Origin of the sequence: Bifidobacterium phasiani (genome assembly GCF_019331775.1) — a bacterium.
In the GTDB taxonomy this organism is placed as follows: domain Bacteria; phylum Actinomycetota; class Actinomycetes; order Actinomycetales; family Bifidobacteriaceae; genus Bifidobacterium; species Bifidobacterium phasiani.
In genome coordinates this window covers 43,516-59,361 of the sequence record NZ_JAHBBD010000009.1, presented here as the reverse complement: position 1 = coordinate 59,361, position 15,846 = coordinate 43,516, and the positions used below count along the sequence as shown (strand labels likewise).

At 70.4% G+C, this 15,846-nt stretch carries 10 protein-coding genes; 2 read left to right on the top strand and 8 right to left on the bottom strand.

Annotated features, from left to right (window positions below; genetic code table 11):
* Nucleotides 1-141 precede the first annotated feature (141 nt).
* The 7 genes from KIH73_RS05275 to KIH73_RS05245 form a co-directional block, all read right to left on the bottom strand.
* Nucleotides 142-1,347, bottom strand: a complete 1,206-nt coding sequence (locus tag KIH73_RS05275; protein WP_219081339.1) for a pyridoxal phosphate-dependent aminotransferase — start codon at nt 1,345-1,347, stop codon at nt 142-144.
* 132 nt (nt 1,348-1,479) lie between these two features.
* Entirely contained in the window at nt 1,480-2,613 is a 1,134-nt protein-coding gene (gene proB / locus KIH73_RS05270) for a glutamate 5-kinase (protein ID WP_219081298.1), read from the bottom strand.
* 73 nt (nt 2,614-2,686) lie between these two features.
* On the bottom strand, nt 2,687-4,372 hold the full coding sequence (obgE, locus tag KIH73_RS05265; protein WP_219081296.1) for a GTPase ObgE: 1,686 nt from the start codon (nt 4,370-4,372) through the stop codon (nt 2,687-2,689).
* Nucleotides 4,373-4,542: 170 nt separating this feature from the next.
* On the bottom strand, nt 4,543-4,794 hold the full coding sequence (gene rpmA, locus KIH73_RS05260) for a 50S ribosomal protein L27 (RefSeq protein WP_219081294.1): 252 nt from the start codon (nt 4,792-4,794) through the stop codon (nt 4,543-4,545).
* A gap of 36 nt (nt 4,795-4,830) precedes the next feature.
* Nucleotides 4,831-5,139: a 50S ribosomal protein L21 gene (rplU, locus tag KIH73_RS05255; protein ID WP_219081292.1), complete on the bottom strand. Its 309-nt coding sequence runs from the start codon at nt 5,137-5,139 to the stop codon at nt 4,831-4,833.
* A gap of 142 nt (nt 5,140-5,281) precedes the next feature.
* Nucleotides 5,282-8,002, bottom strand: a complete 2,721-nt coding sequence (locus tag KIH73_RS05250; RefSeq protein WP_420830220.1) for an Rne/Rng family ribonuclease — start codon at nt 8,000-8,002, stop codon at nt 5,282-5,284.
* Nucleotides 8,003-8,459: 457 nt separating this feature from the next.
* On the bottom strand, nt 8,460-11,393 hold the full coding sequence (locus KIH73_RS05245; RefSeq protein ID WP_219081290.1) for a beta-glucosidase: 2,934 nt from the start codon (nt 11,391-11,393) through the stop codon (nt 8,460-8,462).
* A gap of 228 nt (nt 11,394-11,621) precedes the next feature.
* Between KIH73_RS05245 and KIH73_RS05240 the strand changes: the two genes are divergently transcribed.
* Both KIH73_RS05240 and KIH73_RS05235 read left to right on the top strand, forming a co-directional pair.
* A complete protein-coding gene (locus tag KIH73_RS05240; protein WP_219081288.1) occupies nt 11,622-12,410 on the top strand; it encodes a LytR/AlgR family response regulator transcription factor in 789 nt (262 codons plus the stop codon).
* 138 nt (nt 12,411-12,548) lie between these two features.
* Entirely contained in the window at nt 12,549-14,132 is a 1,584-nt protein-coding gene (locus KIH73_RS05235; protein WP_219081286.1) for an ATP-binding protein, read from the top strand.
* Nucleotides 14,133-14,343: 211 nt separating this feature from the next.
* Here KIH73_RS05235 and dapE read toward each other — a convergent pair whose 3' ends face one another.
* Entirely contained in the window at nt 14,344-15,660 is a 1,317-nt protein-coding gene (gene dapE / locus KIH73_RS05230; protein ID WP_219081284.1) for a succinyl-diaminopimelate desuccinylase, read from the bottom strand.
* Nucleotides 15,661-15,846: the final 186 nt, after the last annotated feature.

Genomic DNA, 15,846 nt, shown 5'->3' with positions numbered 1-15,846 from the left:
CCATACGGGCAAAACCGCCAAGAGGTTATATTAGCGGCAACCCGCGATTTCGTCCAACCGGACGGTCGCCGAGCGACGAAAACCGCGGATTTCCGCCCCGTCGCTCGGTGTGTTCCGCCTGGCGGCGGCGCGGCCCGGCGCTCAGCCGACCCACGCCTGGAAGCGGCGCATGCCCTCGGCGAGCTGGTCGTCGGCCAGCGCGTACGAGAAGCGCAGGTAGCCGGGGGCGCCGAACGCCTCGCCGGGCACCGCGGCGACGTGCGCCTCGTCGAGCAGCAGCGCGGCCAGTTCGGAGGACGACGCGGCGACCGAACCGTTGGCGCCCAGCGGGCGGCCGAGCAGCCCGGAGACGTCGGCGAACGCGTAGAACGCGCCGGTCGGCGTCGGGCAGCGCACCCCGTCGATCGCGTTCAGCGCGGCCACGATCGCCCTGCGGCGCACGTCGAAGGCCTCGCGCATCGCGACCACGGCGTCAAGATTGCCGGCGACGGCGGCCAGGGCCGCGCGCTGCGGGACGTTCGCCACGTTCGAGGTCATGTGCCCCTGCAGCTTCGCCGCGGCCTTGGCCACGGGCCCGGGGGCGACCATCCAGCCGACGCGCCAGCCGGTCATCGCGTAGGTCTTCGCCACGCCGTTGAGCACGAGCAGCTGGTCGCGCACCTCCGGCACGACCTCGCCGACGTACGCGGTGCGCGCGCCGTCGTAGTTGAGGTGCTCGTAGATCTCGTCGGAGACGACCCACACATGGTGCTCGACGGCCCAGCGGCCGATGGCCTCGATCGTGCCGCGGCTCCACACCGCGCCGGTCGGGTTCGACGGGGAGGTGACGATGATGGCCTTGGTGCGCTCGGTGCGCGCGGCCTCGATCGCCTCGATGTCCGGTTCGAAGCCGCGGTCGGCGCCGGCGAACACCTCGACGGGCACGCCGCCGGCGAGCTTCACGGCCTCGGGGTAGCTCGTCCAGTAGGGGGTGGGGATGATGACCTCGTCGCCCTCGTCGAGCAGGATCTGGAACGCCTCGTACACGGCCTGCTTGCCGCCGTTGGTGACGACCACCTGACCGGGGTCCACCGCGTAGCCGGAGTCGCGCAGCGTCTTGGCGGCGATGGCCTCGCGCAGCTCGGGCAGGCCGGCGGTCGGCGTGTAGCGGTGGTTCCTCGGGTCGCGGCACGCCTCGGCGGCCGCCTCGACGACGTAGTCGGGGGTCGGGAAGTTCGGCTCCCCCGCGCCGAAGCCGATCACGTCGACGCCCGCGGCCTTCATGGCCTTGGCCTTGGAGTCGACGGCCAGGGTGGCGCTGGGCGCCACGTTGTTGATGCGTTCGCTGAGGGTCTGCCAGTCTGCCATAGTCATGGCTTTCATCGTAGACCGTTCCCATGTCATCGCCGGCCCCAGCGCGGCGGACGTCCGGCGGTGGCCCGGGATGCCCCCGGGCGGTCCGCGAAGCCGCCGCACGGACGGCCGACGTCCCGGCGCCGCTCAGACCAGCACCAGGTTGTCGCGGTGCACCAGCGGATGGGCGTAGTCGTCCCCGAGGATGCGGCGCAGCTGCGCGGTGGTGCGCCCGAGCATCTGCGGGATCTCCTCGGAGTCGTAGGCGGCCAGGCCGCGCGCCAGATGCGTGCCGTCCTCGGCGTCGATCCAGACCGGGTCGCCGGACGAGAACCCGCCGCGCACCTCGACGGCGCCGGCGGCCAGCAGGCTCGCCTGCCCGCCGCGCACGGCCCGCGCCGCGCCCTCGTCGACGATGATCGCGCCGCGCGGCTCGGCCGCGAACCCGATCCACAGCCGGCGCGACGACCCGCGGTCGTGCACCGGCGCGAACACCGTGCCCACCGGGTCGCCCATCAGCGCCGGCCCCGCGTTCGCCGCGCAGGTCAGCACCACCGGCACGCCCGAGACGGCGGCCACGCGAGCCGCCTCCAGCTTGGTGACCATGCCCCCGGTGCCCACGCCGGACGAGCTGCCGGCCACCTCGACGCGGCCGAGCGCGTCCACGACGTCGGGCACGTAGTCGATGCGCCGCGAGCCGGGTTCGGAGGGCGGCGCCGTGTACAGGGCGTCGACGTCGGTGAGCAGCACCAGCGCGTCGGCGCGCACGATGTTCGCCACCAGCGCCGACAGGCGGTCGTTGTCGCCGAAGCGGATCTCGTTGCTGGCCAGCGCGTCGTTCTCGTTGACGATCGGCACGACGCCGAGCTCCAGCAGCCGTTCCAGCGTGCGGCGGGCGTTGCGGTACTGAGCGGCGCGCGTCGTGTCCTCCGCGGTGATGAGGATCTGCCCGACGCGGATGCCGTAGCGCGCGAACGACGCCTCGTAGCGGGCCATGAGCAGCCCCTGGCCGACCGAGGCGGTGGCCTGCTGGGTGGCGACGTCGGCGGGCCGGCTCGCGAACCCGAGCGGCCCGAAGCCCGCGGCGATGGCGCCGGACGAGACCAGCACGACGCGCGCGCCCAGCCGCACGGCGCTGGCGACGGCGGCGACCAGCGCGTCGAGCCGGCGCACGTCGAGGTGCCCCGACGGCAGGGTCAGCGAACTCGACCCCACCTTGACGACGATGGTGCGCGCCTGCGCGACCATGCGGCGCACATCCGACTGGGCGGGCATGCCCATGGCTTCCTCCCCTCCGTCCGCGACGGGTCCGTCGGGCGGCCGGGCCATAGCCACGGCCCGGCCGCCCGTGCCGCTACTCGTGCGGCTCGCCGTCCTCGCCCTGCTCGCCGCGGCCGAACAGGCTGGTCTCGTCGTGCGGGTCGTCGTCCACGCTCGGGTCGGCCCAGTGGCCGGCGCGACGCTCGGCCATCATCGCCTCGCGCACGGCCTGGCGCGCGTCCATCATCTCGTGGTACTGGCGGCGGCGCTCGGCGTTCGTGCGGCGGCGGGCGCGCGGGTCGGACTCCTCCAGGCGCAGGTCGCGGCCGCGCGAGCCGAGCTGGGAGCCGTCGAGCATCTCCGCGCCGGCGGCGATGGTCGGATCCCAGTCGAAGGCGACGGCGCGGTCGCCCCGGCCGATGCGGACCTCGTCGCCCGGACGCGCGCCCTGGCGGCGCAGCTCGTCCTCGACGCCCAGCTTCGCCAGACGGTCGGCGAGGTAGCCGACGGCCTCGTCGTTGTCGAAGTTGGTCTGCATGACCCAGCGTTCCGGCTTCGTGCCGGTGACGGTGTACCAGAAGTCGCCGTTGCCGCCCTCCTGGCGCTCGACGGTGAAGTCGACGCCGGGGCCGGAGGCCTGCGGGCCGCGGCGGCGGGTGCGCTCCAGCGGCTTGATGACCACGCGCTCGTCCTCCTCGGCCTGCTCGCGGCGCGCGACCTCCTCGCGCATCCGGGCGACCAGGTCGGCCAGCGCGAAGTTGAGCTCCTTGAGGCCCTCGTGCGAGGCCGTGGAGATCAGGAACACCGGCATGCCCATCGCCTCGAACTCGGGGCGGACGAACTCGGCCAGCTCCCTGGCCTCGGGCACGTCGACCTTGTTGAGCACGATGATGCGCGGGCGCTCGGGGATCGGGATCGCGCCGAGCGGCAGCTCCAGCCGGTCCGCGTACTCGGCGAGCTCGTGCTCGAGCGCCTCGTAGTCGGACATCGGGTCGCGGTCCGGCTCCAGCGTCGCGCAGTCGATCACATGCGCGATGATCTCGGTGCGCTCGATGTGGCGCAGGAACTCCAGGCCCAGGCCCTTGCCCTGCGAGGCGCCGGGGATCAGGCCCGGCACGTCGGCGATCGTGTAGCGGCGGTCGCCGGCCATCACGACGCCGAGATTGGGCACCAGCGTGGTGAACGGGTAGTCGGCGATCTTCGGCTTGGCGGCGCTCATCGCGGCGACCAGGCTCGACTTGCCGGCGCTGGGGAAGCCCACCAGCGCGACGTCGGCGATCGACTTGAGCTCGAGGATCACGTCGCGTTCCTCGCCCGGCTCGCCCAGCAGCGCGAAGCCGGGGGCGCGACGGGTCTTGTTGGCCAGCGCGATGTTGCCCAGGCCGCCGGCGCCGCCCGCCGCGGCCACGAAGCGGTCGCCCTCGTGGCGCAGGTCGGCCAGCTGCTCGCCGGGGTGCTTGGGGGCGCCCTGCGCGCCGCGCGCGGCGAAGATCACCGTGCCCACCGGCACCGGCAGGATCAGGTCCTCGCCCTTCGAGCCGTCCTTGTTGTCTCCCAGGCCCATCGTGCCGTTGCCGGCCGTGCGATGCGGCATGAAGCGGTAGTCGAGCAGGCTGTTGGCGTTCCTGTCCGCCACGAACACGACGGATCCGCCGTCGCCGCCGTTGCCGCCGTTCGGGCCGGCGAGCGGCTTGTACTTCTCGCGGCGGATGCCGGCCGAGCCGTTGCCGCCGTCGCCGCCCCTGACATGGACGACCACGCGATCCACAAAATCACTCATAGCTGTCTACCTTACCGGGATGCGCCCACCGGCCGCCGGGCCGCGCGGCATCCGCCGGCCGGACGCGCCCGGGGCGGGCGCACGGCCCGCATACCCTTGGCATAACGGAAAGGCCGCATCGCACAGCTGGTGCGATGCGGCCGAAAAAAACGATCCCGACGTGCCGCCGGTCAGGCGGTCACGACGTCGACGACCTTGCGGTCGCGGCGCACGCCGAACTTGACGTTGCCGTCGGTCAGCGCGAACAGGGTGTGGTCCTTGCCCATGCCGACGTTCTGGCCCGGGTGGAAGCTCGTGCCGCGCTGGCGAACGATGATGTTGCCGGCGACCACGGCCTCGCCGCCGAACTTCTTGACGCCGAGGTACTGCGGCTTCGAATCGCGACCGTTGCGCGAGCTGGAAGCGCCCTTCTTGTGTGCCATGTCTGTTCCTTTCGGTCCTTAGCTAAGCTGCAAAGCTCAGGCGATCGCCGTGATCCTGACGGCGGTCAGCGGCTGGCGGTGGCCCTTGCGGCGGGTCACGCCGGTCTTGTTCTTGTACTTCATGATGTTGATCTTCGGACCCTTGGCCGAATCGTCCAGCACCTCAGCCTTGACGGAGAGGTTGGCAAGATCCTTGGCGCCGAGGACAACCTTGGCACCATCAACCACGAGGGCGACCGGGAACTCCACGGTATCGCCGACCTTGGCATCGAGACGGTTGACCAGGATGACGTCACCGACCTCGACCTTCTCCTGATGGCCACCGGCCTTCACAATCGCGTACATAATCCGTTCCTTGCTGTTTTGGAAAGTCGTTCTGTCCGGCACGGCAAAAGCCTGGCGGCCAGACACCGACTATCTAACTTACACCGACCCGCGTACGAACGCAAATGCGCCCGCGTCGCGTGTCAACCCGACACGCCGTGCGTCAGGACTCCGACTCGGCGTTGTTCGCCGCCACCGCCGCCGCGGCGATCTGCGCGAGCTTCGCCTTGACGTCGGGCGAGGACCCCTGCGGCACCTGCAGCTGGGTGCCCTGGCCGTGCTTGTTCGTCTTGACGAACGGGTCGCCGCCCTTCAACGCGTACGGGTCGTCGAAGTCGGCGGACACGGTCGGCTCCTCGTGGAGGATGAACCCGCGGCCCTTGCAGGTCGGGCACTCCTCCGAGAACGCCTCGACCAGCCCCTGGCCGATGCGCTTGCGCGTCATCTGCACCAGGCCCAGCGAGGTGACCTCGGCCACCTGGTGCTTGGTGCGGTCGCGCGCCAGGCACTCGACCAGACGGCGCAGCACCAGGTCGCGGTTCGCCGGCATGACCATGTCGACGTAGTCGATCATCACCATGCCGCCGATGTCGCGCAGGCGCAGCTGGCGGGCGATCTCCTCCGAGGCCTCGAGGTTGCAGCGGGTCACCGTCTCCTCCAGGCTCTTGCCGCGGCCGATGAACCGGCCCGTGTTCACGTCGATCGTGGTCATCGCCTCGGTGCGGTCGATGACGATCGAGCCGCCCGACGGCAGGTAGACCTGGCGCTCCATGCCCTTGCGCAGCTGGGAGTCGATCTGCCACTTGTCGAACACGTCCTTGCCGCCGTGCTCGGCCGGGTCCCACTTCTCCACCTTGTCCTTGAGGTCGGGGGCCATCGTGTCGAGGTACTCCTCGATGCGCGCGTACACCTTGTCGCCCTCGACGATCATCTTGCTGAAGTCGTCGTTGAAGATGTCGCGCACGACGCGGATCGCCACGTCCGGCTCGCCCTGCAGCAGCTTCGGGCGCTTGCCGTGCAGGAACTCGTCGCGCTTGGCGGTGATGCGCTCCCACTGGTGCACGAGGTTCTCGAGGTCCTTGACGATGGCCTCCTCGGAGGCGCCCTCGGCCGCGGTGCGGATGATCACGCCCATGTCCTTCGGGGCGATCTTGGAGACGATGCCCTTGAGGCGGCTGCGCTCGCGCTCGGAGAGCTTGCGGCTCACGCCGGTCATGCCGCCGGACGGCACCAGCACCAGGAAGCGGCCGGCCAGCGTGACCTGCGAGGTCAGGCGGGCGCCCTTGTGGCCGATCGGGTCCTTGGTGACCTGCACGAGCACCGGGTCGCCCGAGCGGAACGCCAGCTCGATGCGCCGCGGCTGGCCCTCCAGGCGCGTGGCGTCCCAGTTCACCTCGCCGGCGTACAGCACGCCGTTGCGGGCCTGGCCGATGTCGACGAACGCGGCCTCCATGCTCGGCAGCACGTTCTGCACGCGGCCGAGGTAGATGTTGCCGACGGTGGCGACCTCCTGGATGTCGGAGACGTAGTGCTCGACGAGCACGTTGTCCTCGATCACCGAGATCTGCGTGTGGCGGCCGCGCTCGCGCACGACCATCAGACGCTCGACGTGCTCGCGGCGCGCCAGGAAGTCCTGCTCCATGATCTGGTTCTGGCGGCTGCGCTCGCGGCGGTTGTCGCGGCGGCGCTGCTTCTTGGCCTCCAGTCGAGTCGAGCCCTCGACGTCGGTGATCTCGTCGATGTACTGCTGCTTGCGCGAGCGGCGGGCGGACTGCTGCTCCTGCGCCGGCTCGTCGGCCGACTTCGAGCCGCCTCGGCGGCGACGGCGGCGGCGCGTGACGGTCTGCTCCTCCTCGTCGTCCTCATGGCCGCGGCCCTCGTCGCGCGGCTCCTCGGCGGCGCGCTGCTCGCCCTGGTCCTCGCCCTTGGAGCGCGAGCGACGGCGGCGGCGCGAACGGGTCGGCGCCTCCTCCTCGGCGGGCTCCTCCTCGCCGATCGGCAGGTAGGTGATGTCGTCGAGCTCGAGGTCCTCCTCGATCTGCTCCACCTCGGCGGCGGCGCGGCGCTCCTGCGCGTTCAGGCGGCGCGAACGGCGCGAACGGCGCGACTCGCCGTCGGCTCGATCGTCGTCGTCGCCCGGCTCGCCGTCCTCGTCGGCGCTGCGGGCGGACTGCCCGGCGCGATCCTCGTCACGCGCCTCGTCGCGGCCGCGGCGGCGGGAACGGCCGCGCGTGCGCTGCGGCTCCTCGCGCTCGTCGCGGTCCTCATGCTCGTCGCGGTCCTCGTCGTCATGGGCGGCGCGCTCGTCACGCGCCTCCGAACGCTCGTCACGGCCGCGGGAGCGACGGCGGGAACGGCGCGAGGGGCGGTCCTCCTCACGCTCGTCGTCGCGATCGTCGTCATCGTCATGCGGGCGGGCCGCCGGCAGCACCGGCTCCTGGAACAACAGCGAGGTCATCGGACGCGGGCGGCGGCGGGACTCGTGCCCCTCCGGCAGCGCCTCGACCGCGTCAAGCGCGCGCTCGGCGGTCGACGGCTCCTCGAACGGCGAGTTCGCGGCCCGCTCCGGTTCCGGGGACGCGGCGCGACGGCGGCGCGTGCGGCGCGGCGCGGCATCCGCCTCGGGCCCGGCGGCCGACGGCTCGGCCGGCTTGGGGTCGCGCGACGGCAGATGCGGCTCCTCGAACAGCGGCATCGAATGGTCCTCGACCTTCAGCGCGACGGCGGCGCCGGCGGCACCGGCCCCGCGGGTCACGCGGCGGCCGCCGCGGCGACGGCGCACCGGGGCCGGCTCGCCGGACGACGCATTCGCCGACGATGATTCGGACATGACCTGGTCAACGGCTTCGGTCTCGCCGAAGCCCTCATGATTCTCTCTGGGCACAATGCTCCTTGCGACGCGCTGCACCGCATCGCCTGTCCTGGCCCCGCACGGCTGTCACACCACGCTCTCACCGTGGCCGCGCCTTCCGCGCCCGCCGAGGCACCCTTGCAAAAGTCTTCGCTGCACGATGGCGGACACCGGCGCTCGCGGAATAGGCACGCGAGGGGATCGACGCCATCTTCAGGCTGGTCGGTGGCGTGCAGAGCCACCATTGCTAAGTATGGCACATTTTTTGCCATCCGTTCGCCTGATGTTCGATTTGCGGCATCGTTGGCGGGCCAAAGCCGGCGCGTCGCGCGGCGCCGGGACGGCGGGGAACGCGACGGCGGGGAACCGTTGGCACGGTTCCCCGCCGGGAGGGGGATCGGCCGCCGCCGCGGACCGCGCGCCGCCTCAGGCGGGCATGGTCCGGGGCATCGGCGGCGGCCGAAGGTGGGTCGGAGCGCCGCGGACGGCGTCAGCGGGCGGCCCGCCTCCGCAGGAAGCGGCGGATCGCGACGACTTCGGCGACGACCAGCAGCACAGCGAGCACGCCGACCGCGACGTAGTACACGTACTGCCAGGTCGGGGTCGCGATTTCGGGCTGGCCGTCCTCGTAGATCCAGCTGTTCACCGCCATGTACAGGATGTTGTGCGAGGCGTTGCGCATCGCGATGACCGACGTGGCCGAACGGTCGGTCACGTGATTGGTGGTGTCCGTGGTGGCGAGCATCGAGTCGCCGCCGTTGCGGATGATCTGGTCAGCCACTTGGTAGCCGAGGCCGCCGAAGTAGTCGGTGAGCACCGAGCCGCGGAAGCCCCATTCGTCGCGCAGCACCGTGTTGAGCAGGCCCGGGTGGGCCCCGGCGTAGCGCGTGCCGATGTAGTTGTAGGAGCTCATCACGGCCGTGCTGCCGCTGGTCTTGATCGCGATCTCGAAGGGCCTGAGGTAGATCTCGCGGATCGCCTGCTCGTTCGACCAGGTGCAGATCATCGAGTTGCGGTTGGTCTCCTGGTCGTTCAGGGCGAAGTGCTTGATGTAGGCGTACACGCCCTTCGACATGGAGCCGGCCGCTTCGTTGCCGGCCATCACGCCGGAGAGCAGCGGGTCCTCGGAGAAGTATTCGAAGCAGCGGCCGGCGTAGGCGGAGCGATGCAGGTTCATGGCCGGGGCGTACCAGCCGGTCACGTTCATCTCGTGCGCCATGTCGCCGATCATCTCGCCGTATTCGGTGGCCAGGCCGGCATGGAACGTGTTCGCCACGGACACGCTGGACGGCAGGCCGATCGAGCCGACGCCGGTGAAGTTGTTGTTCAGCGCGGCCGGGCCGTCCACATCGGACTGCTGCGGCTTGCCGATCGACGCAACGGCGGCGTTGTTGTAGCCGGCGGTCGCGATCAGGTTGTCCATGTCGTTCACGGTCAGCTCGTCGAGCAGATCGTCCCACAGCGGGTCGTCGTAGTCCCTGCCATACAGCTGGTACAGATCGACGCCGTTGTCGGCGCCGGTGGTCGGCATCTCGTCCGAGTCGTCGTTCTCGTTCTCGTAGTTCGAGGTGTTGACGAACGTCGCCTTGTACTCGTCGCCCATCGACATCGAGGCGGGGGCCGCGGTGGCCTCGTCGTAGTTCGCGAAGCCGTCCGCGCGCGACAGGTAGGTCACGTCGCCCTCGGCGTCGTCGAACACGTTGGTGGCCGGGACGACGTCGCCGTCGTGCGTGTTGTCCTCCGAGTCGTAGGTGACGGTCTCCGGCACGGTCACCGTGGCGGACGCGATCTCGTTATGCGAGTCGGAGTTGATCGAGACCTGGTAGTCGCCGGCCTCCAGCACCCACGCCTTCGCATCCTCATAATCGTAGGACGCCATGTCGTCGTCCTCGAACTCGATGGTCACGGTCTGGGACTCGCCCGGCTCCAACAGGTCGGTCTTGTCGAACGCGACCAGGTTCGCGCTGGCCTTCTCGATGCCGCCGTTGACGTACGGCGGGTTGTAGTACACCTCGACGACGTCCTTGCCCGCCACGTCACCCGTGTTCGTCACCGTCACGTCGAACGACACCGTGCCGTCCGCGTACGTCACGTCGCCCATCTCCTGGTCGAACGTCGTGTAGCTCAGGCCGTAGCCGAACGGGTACTGCACGGTCGCCTCATAGTCGATCGCGCCCTCGTCCGCCGCCGTCTCGTAGTAGCGGTAGCCGACGTAGATGCCCTCCACGTAGTTCACGAACGTCGGCAAACTGGTGCCGGTGAACGACGACGCGCCGAATTCGTCCATGTTGTCGTAGGTGAAGTCGCCGATGTTGCGGTACCACGGCGCCAGCGAGAAGTCGCGCACGAAGGTGTCGGTGGTCCTGCCCGAGGGGTTGACCGCGCCGGAGACGACCTCGCCGAGCGCCTCGAAGCCGACCTGCCCCGCCGGCGGGCACCACAGCACCGACCGGATCTGCGGATACTCGTCCACGAAGCTCAGGTCGAAGGTGTTCGCGCCGTTGTACACCAGGACGACATCGTCGAAGTTCGAGGCCACCAGGTCGACCATGTCCCGTTCGCTCTTCGAAAGCGTCAGGTAGCCCTGATCGTCCTCGAAGTCGTCATAGTCGTTCGAGTTGTTGCGGTAGATGACGTCGTTCTGCATCTGCCCGGCCTCGGCGTTCGACGTGTCGCCGATCTCGGTCGCCTCGGCGTCGGGGCCGGCCTGCGGGATGTCGCCCATGCGCTCGGGCAGGTCGGCGCCCTCGCCGCCGGATCGGGAGATGACGATCATCGCGGTGTCGGAGAAGTCCTTCGCGTCGGCGATCAGATCATCGGGATAGGTGGCCGCCGGCGGTTCGGGCAGCGTCCAGTCCTGGCTGAAGATGCTGACGGTCGGACGCTCGGCGGCGTACCCGGCGTAGAAATCGGCCAGCTCGTCGTTCGTCTCGAAGCCCGCGTCGTTGAGTCCCTCGAGAATCGAGGTCATCGGGTACTGGTCGTTGAGCGAGCCCGAGCCGACGCCGCCGTAGATCGGGTTGGTCGACGCCCAGCCGAACACGTTGATCGCGTCGGTGCCGGTCAGCGGCAGCATGCCGCCGTCGTTCTCGAGCATCACGATGCCCTCGCGCTGGATGTCCCCGGCCAGCTCGTTGGCGCGGTCCATCGTCTGCTGGCTCAGCTGGCCGCCGCCGCTCAGCAGCGACAACGTGGTGCTCAGCGGGCCGAACAGCATCATGCTGACGGCCACGATCGCGGCGACCGCCGCGGCGATCCACACCTCGGCGTGCACGAGCTTGCGCACCGCCTTGTCCGCCACGGTTCGCCGATTCACCGCCGCCGTGACGACGAGCGCCACGCCGAGCGCCACGCCGATGACGATCAACTGCGTACGCAACGACGCGAGCACGTTGATGACATCGGCAATGTTGATGCCGATCATGTTTCTCTCCTCCTGTCATGTGATTTCGCACCGCCGCGGCACCGACGCCGCCGCGGCCGACGGACCGCCCGCCGACCATCGCCCGTGACGGACGGAAGACCGTCTCGCCCCAAGGCTACGGGCCTCAAACCCATCGTCCGAGGGTTTTTTCACGAGCTGCGCCCGTGGTCGCACGAACGGTCGCGCGGGGCGCGCCGACGGAGCCGGAGCAACGGATACAATGCCGATATGCGTAAGGTTTCGATAGCCGTCGTCGACGACGACCCCGCCGACGGCGACACCACCGAGGCGATGGTCGAACGGTATTTCCGGGAGGAACGCGCCGACGGACGCGACGGCGACCCGCCCGCATGGGACGTCGCCCGCTACGCCGACGGCATGGCGCTGCTCGGCGACTGCGACGACTCGGCCCGCAGACCGTACGACATCCTCCTGCTCGACATCGAGATGCCCGGCATCGACGGCCTGGAGACCGCACGACGGCTGCGGGCGCGCGGCATCGGCGCCGTAATCCTGTTCACGACCAAGATGGCGCAGTACGCCACCGTCGGGTACGACGTGGACGCGGTCGGTTATCTCGTCAAGCCGCTGCGGTACCGGGGATTCGCGCTCAACATGCGCAAGGCCGTGCGCATCGCGCGCTCCCGAGAGGGCGTGACCGTGCCGATCGCCTCCGACGACCACATGGTGTTCCTCGATTCCAACGACATCCGCTACGTGGAGGTGCTGGGCCACAGCCTCCTCTATCACGCCGGCAACGGCATATGGAAGGACTGGGGCACGCTGAAGGCCGCCGCCGAACTGCTGACGCCCCACCATTTCGTCGCGTCGAACCGCTACTGCCTGGTCAACCTCGACTGGGTGGACGCGATGGACGGATCCGTCGTGACCGTCGACGGCGAACGTCTGTCGGTCTCCCGGTCGCGCAAGAAACCGCTGCTCGAGGCGCTCAGCCGCTACTACGGCACCGCGCGCACGGCCCGCGGACGCCACGGACCGGATCTCGGGGCACCATAGCGGCCGGCGCGCCGCCTCGCGGCCCCCGCGCCGCCGACAGCGCGGGGCGGACCGCCTTCCGCGGCGTCCCCGTTCGCCAAACCAGCCCCGGCCGTTCCGCCGCACCTCCGCACCGTCGTCATCGTCAGGACCGTCACCATGCCATCATCCGCCATCGTCACCGGCTCGCCATTCAATCCGGCGAACCTGCTGTACTACCTGCCGTTCCTATTCGAGCTCACCGTCGGCACGCTGCTGTTCACCCGGCGTTTCGACCGGCGGCACACCCGCCGACTGGCCGCGTCCTGCGCCATCCTGCTCGCCGTCAGCTGCGCCCACGGACTGCTGCGGTGGCTGTGGCACGTCCGTCTCGTCGGTTCGGCGACCGCGCTGGTCGGGGCGCCGGCGATCGCCGCGGGCGGTTTCGCGATGCGCAACGTCGCGTTCCTGTTGTACGCAACGCTGCTCGCCGCGCTCGTGCGCTGGGCGTTCGCGACGGCCTGGCTCGAATCGCTCATCGTCGTGGCGATGGGCTACTCGGTCCAGCATTTCGGCTTCGCGATGATCCGCGCGGCGCAGACCCTGTCCGGCGACGAACGGTACATCTACGACCTGTCGCTGCTGCCGGTCCGCGCGGCCGTGTTCGCGGCGGTCTACGCGGCCGCATGGCTCGCCATCGGGCGGCGCTTCGAGATCGACGGCGAGCGCATCCGCAACGCGCCGGCCCGCGTCGCGTTCGCCATCGGCGTGCTGACGTTCGTGGTGCTGTTCAACTTCATCATCTCCGAGCTCATCGCCGATGGGTCGCTGGCCCGGCGGGGACAGGCGATGTGCTATCTGTACGACGGCATCTGCAGCCTGCTCGCGTTCGCCATCCTCGTCATGGCGTCGAACATCGACCGGCTCGCCGGCGACCTGGCCACCATCCGGCAGATCGACGCGCTCAAGGAGCGGCATTACGAGATGAGCCGAGAGAACATCGAGCTGGTGAACACCAAGTTCCACGACGTGCGCAGGAACCTCGCCTCGCTGCGGCGCACGGTGCGGGAGCTGCAGACGACCGGCGCGTACGCGGCGGGCGCCGACGCGGGTTCGGGTGCGGCGCCGGCGGGGCCTGGTACGTGCATGCGCCTGCCCGGATGTTCGGACGATGCGGCCGCGGACCCCGCGGGTGGCGGTGCGGGCCTGAACACGGGCGACGGTCGGGACGCGGACCGCGCGGCTCCGGCGCCGCGACTGCCCGGGATTCCGCTGCAGGCCATCGAGCAGATGGAGAACTCCATCCGCGTCTACGATTCGATCTTCAACACCGGCGACGATGCGCTCGACACGCTGCTGACGGAGAAGAGCCTGTACTGCGCCGCGCACGGCATCACGCTCGCCGCGATGGCGGACGGCTCGGCCATCGCATTCATGGAACGATCCGACGTGTACGCGCTGTTCGGCAACATCCTCGACAACGCGATCGAGGCGGTCGTGTTGCTGCCCGACCCCGACGACCGGCAGATCACGTTCACGCTCGCCGCGCGCGGACAGCTGCTGCACATCGAGGAGGAGAACTACTACGCCGGCGAGGTGCGCCTCCGCGACGGCCTGCCCGTCACCGACAAGGGCGACCGGCGGTTCCACGGCTTCGGCATGCGCTCGATCGCGCGGCAGGTCGCGAAGTACGGCGGCGAGATGACCATCGGGACGGACGACCAAGTATTCTCGCTCGCAATCGTCATGCCGATCCCCGCGTGACGCCCGCCCGGCGGGACCGCCGGCCTCCCGCCGGGGCCGCCGGAGCCGCCATTCGCCATGGCGTCGTCTCCGGACGGCCCAGGACGGCCCAGGACGCATCCGCCGACGCGGAACGCGCGAAACATCCCCGGCCGTGGCCCGCCCGGCTCTGGCATACCCGCGCGAGAACGGGCCGCCGCGCGTGGAGGTCGGGCCGCTCCGGCCGGCCGCGTCAGCCGAGCCAGTCGAGCAGGATGCCGGCCATCAGCGCCAGGTCGCCTTCGGGCACCTGCTCGTCGTGCTTGTGGGCGAGCAGCGGGTCGCCGGCGCCGAAGTTGACCGCCGGGATGCCAAGCGACGCGAAGCGCGCCACGTCGGTCCACCCGAGCTTGGCCAGCGGCTCACGGCCGGTGCGCTCGCGCACCAGGCCGTCCAGCGAGCGGGCCAGCGGCGCGTCCATGCCGGGCCGGGCGGAGGGCGACTCGTCCTTCATCTCGATGCCGAAGCCCTCGAACACGCCGCCGGTGGCCGTGTGCTCGCCGTTGCCGAGCTCGGCGCCGGCGTCCGCGCCCATCATCAGCGCCTTGGCCTCGGCCAGCGTCTTGTCGGGGGCGAAGCGGTAGTTCACGTGGATGCGGCATTCGTCGGGGATCACGTTGGTGCCCTTGCCGCCGGAGATCATCGTGGCGTTCAGGCCCTCGCGGTACTCCAGGCCGTCCACCTCGATCGTCCGCGGCTCGTAGGCGTTGAGCCGGGCGAGCACCTCGGCGGCCTTGTGGATCGCGTTCCGGCCCATCCACGAGCGGGCCGAGTGCGCGGCGACGCCGTGGCAGACCACGTCGAAGCGCATCGTGCCGTTGCAGCCGCCCTCGATGCCGCAGTTCGTCGGCTCGCCGATGATCGCGAAGTCGCCGGCGATCCACTCCGGATGCGCGGCGACCACCTTGCGCAGTCCGTTCTTCTCGGCCACGACCTCCTCGTGGTCGTAGAACACGTAGGTCAGGTCGTACCTCGGTTCGCGCAGCACGGCCGCGAGGTAGAGCATCGCGGCGTCTGAGGCCTTCATGTCGGTGGCGCCGCGGCCCCAGATCACGCGCTCGCCCGGATGGGCCGCGGCGATCTCGGCGCGGATCGCCGGGTCGCCCGGCTCCAGCCACCGCGGCGGGAAGTTGTCGATGACCGGCACCGTGTCGAGGTGGCCGCACAGGATCACGCGGTGTTCGCGGCCGAGATCGGTCGAGGCCACCAGCGTGTCGCCGTGGCGCCGCACCGTCAGATGCGGCTGGCGGCGCAGGAAGTCCTCCACCATGTCGGTCAGCGGCCCTTCGTCGTCGCTGACCGAATACACCGCCATGAGCTGTTCCGTCAGGCGGTTCAGCGCCTGCCGGCGCGGTTCGTCGCCGCGCACGTCGTCGATCGCGGCCGGCTCGGCGACGACGCCGGCCGGCTCGGCCGCCGCCCTGTCGTATCCGGTCGCCCCGGCGCGACCGGCATCGGCCCGGCCGTAGTCCGCCCCGGTCCGTGCGGCGGTCTGTCCCTCTGCGCTCATCGTGTCCTCCGTTCCCGTTCCGTACCCGCCCGCCGTGCGCAGGCCGGGCGCCCCATGTCCGTGCGGCCGACGGCCGCGGCATGCGGTCATTATCGCACCGCCCCGGGTCGCCCGCGGCGCATGCGCCCCGGTTGTGGACGCTTGTTCGCCTATGTGTAGCACTTTTCGGGGTCTGCAGACACCTAT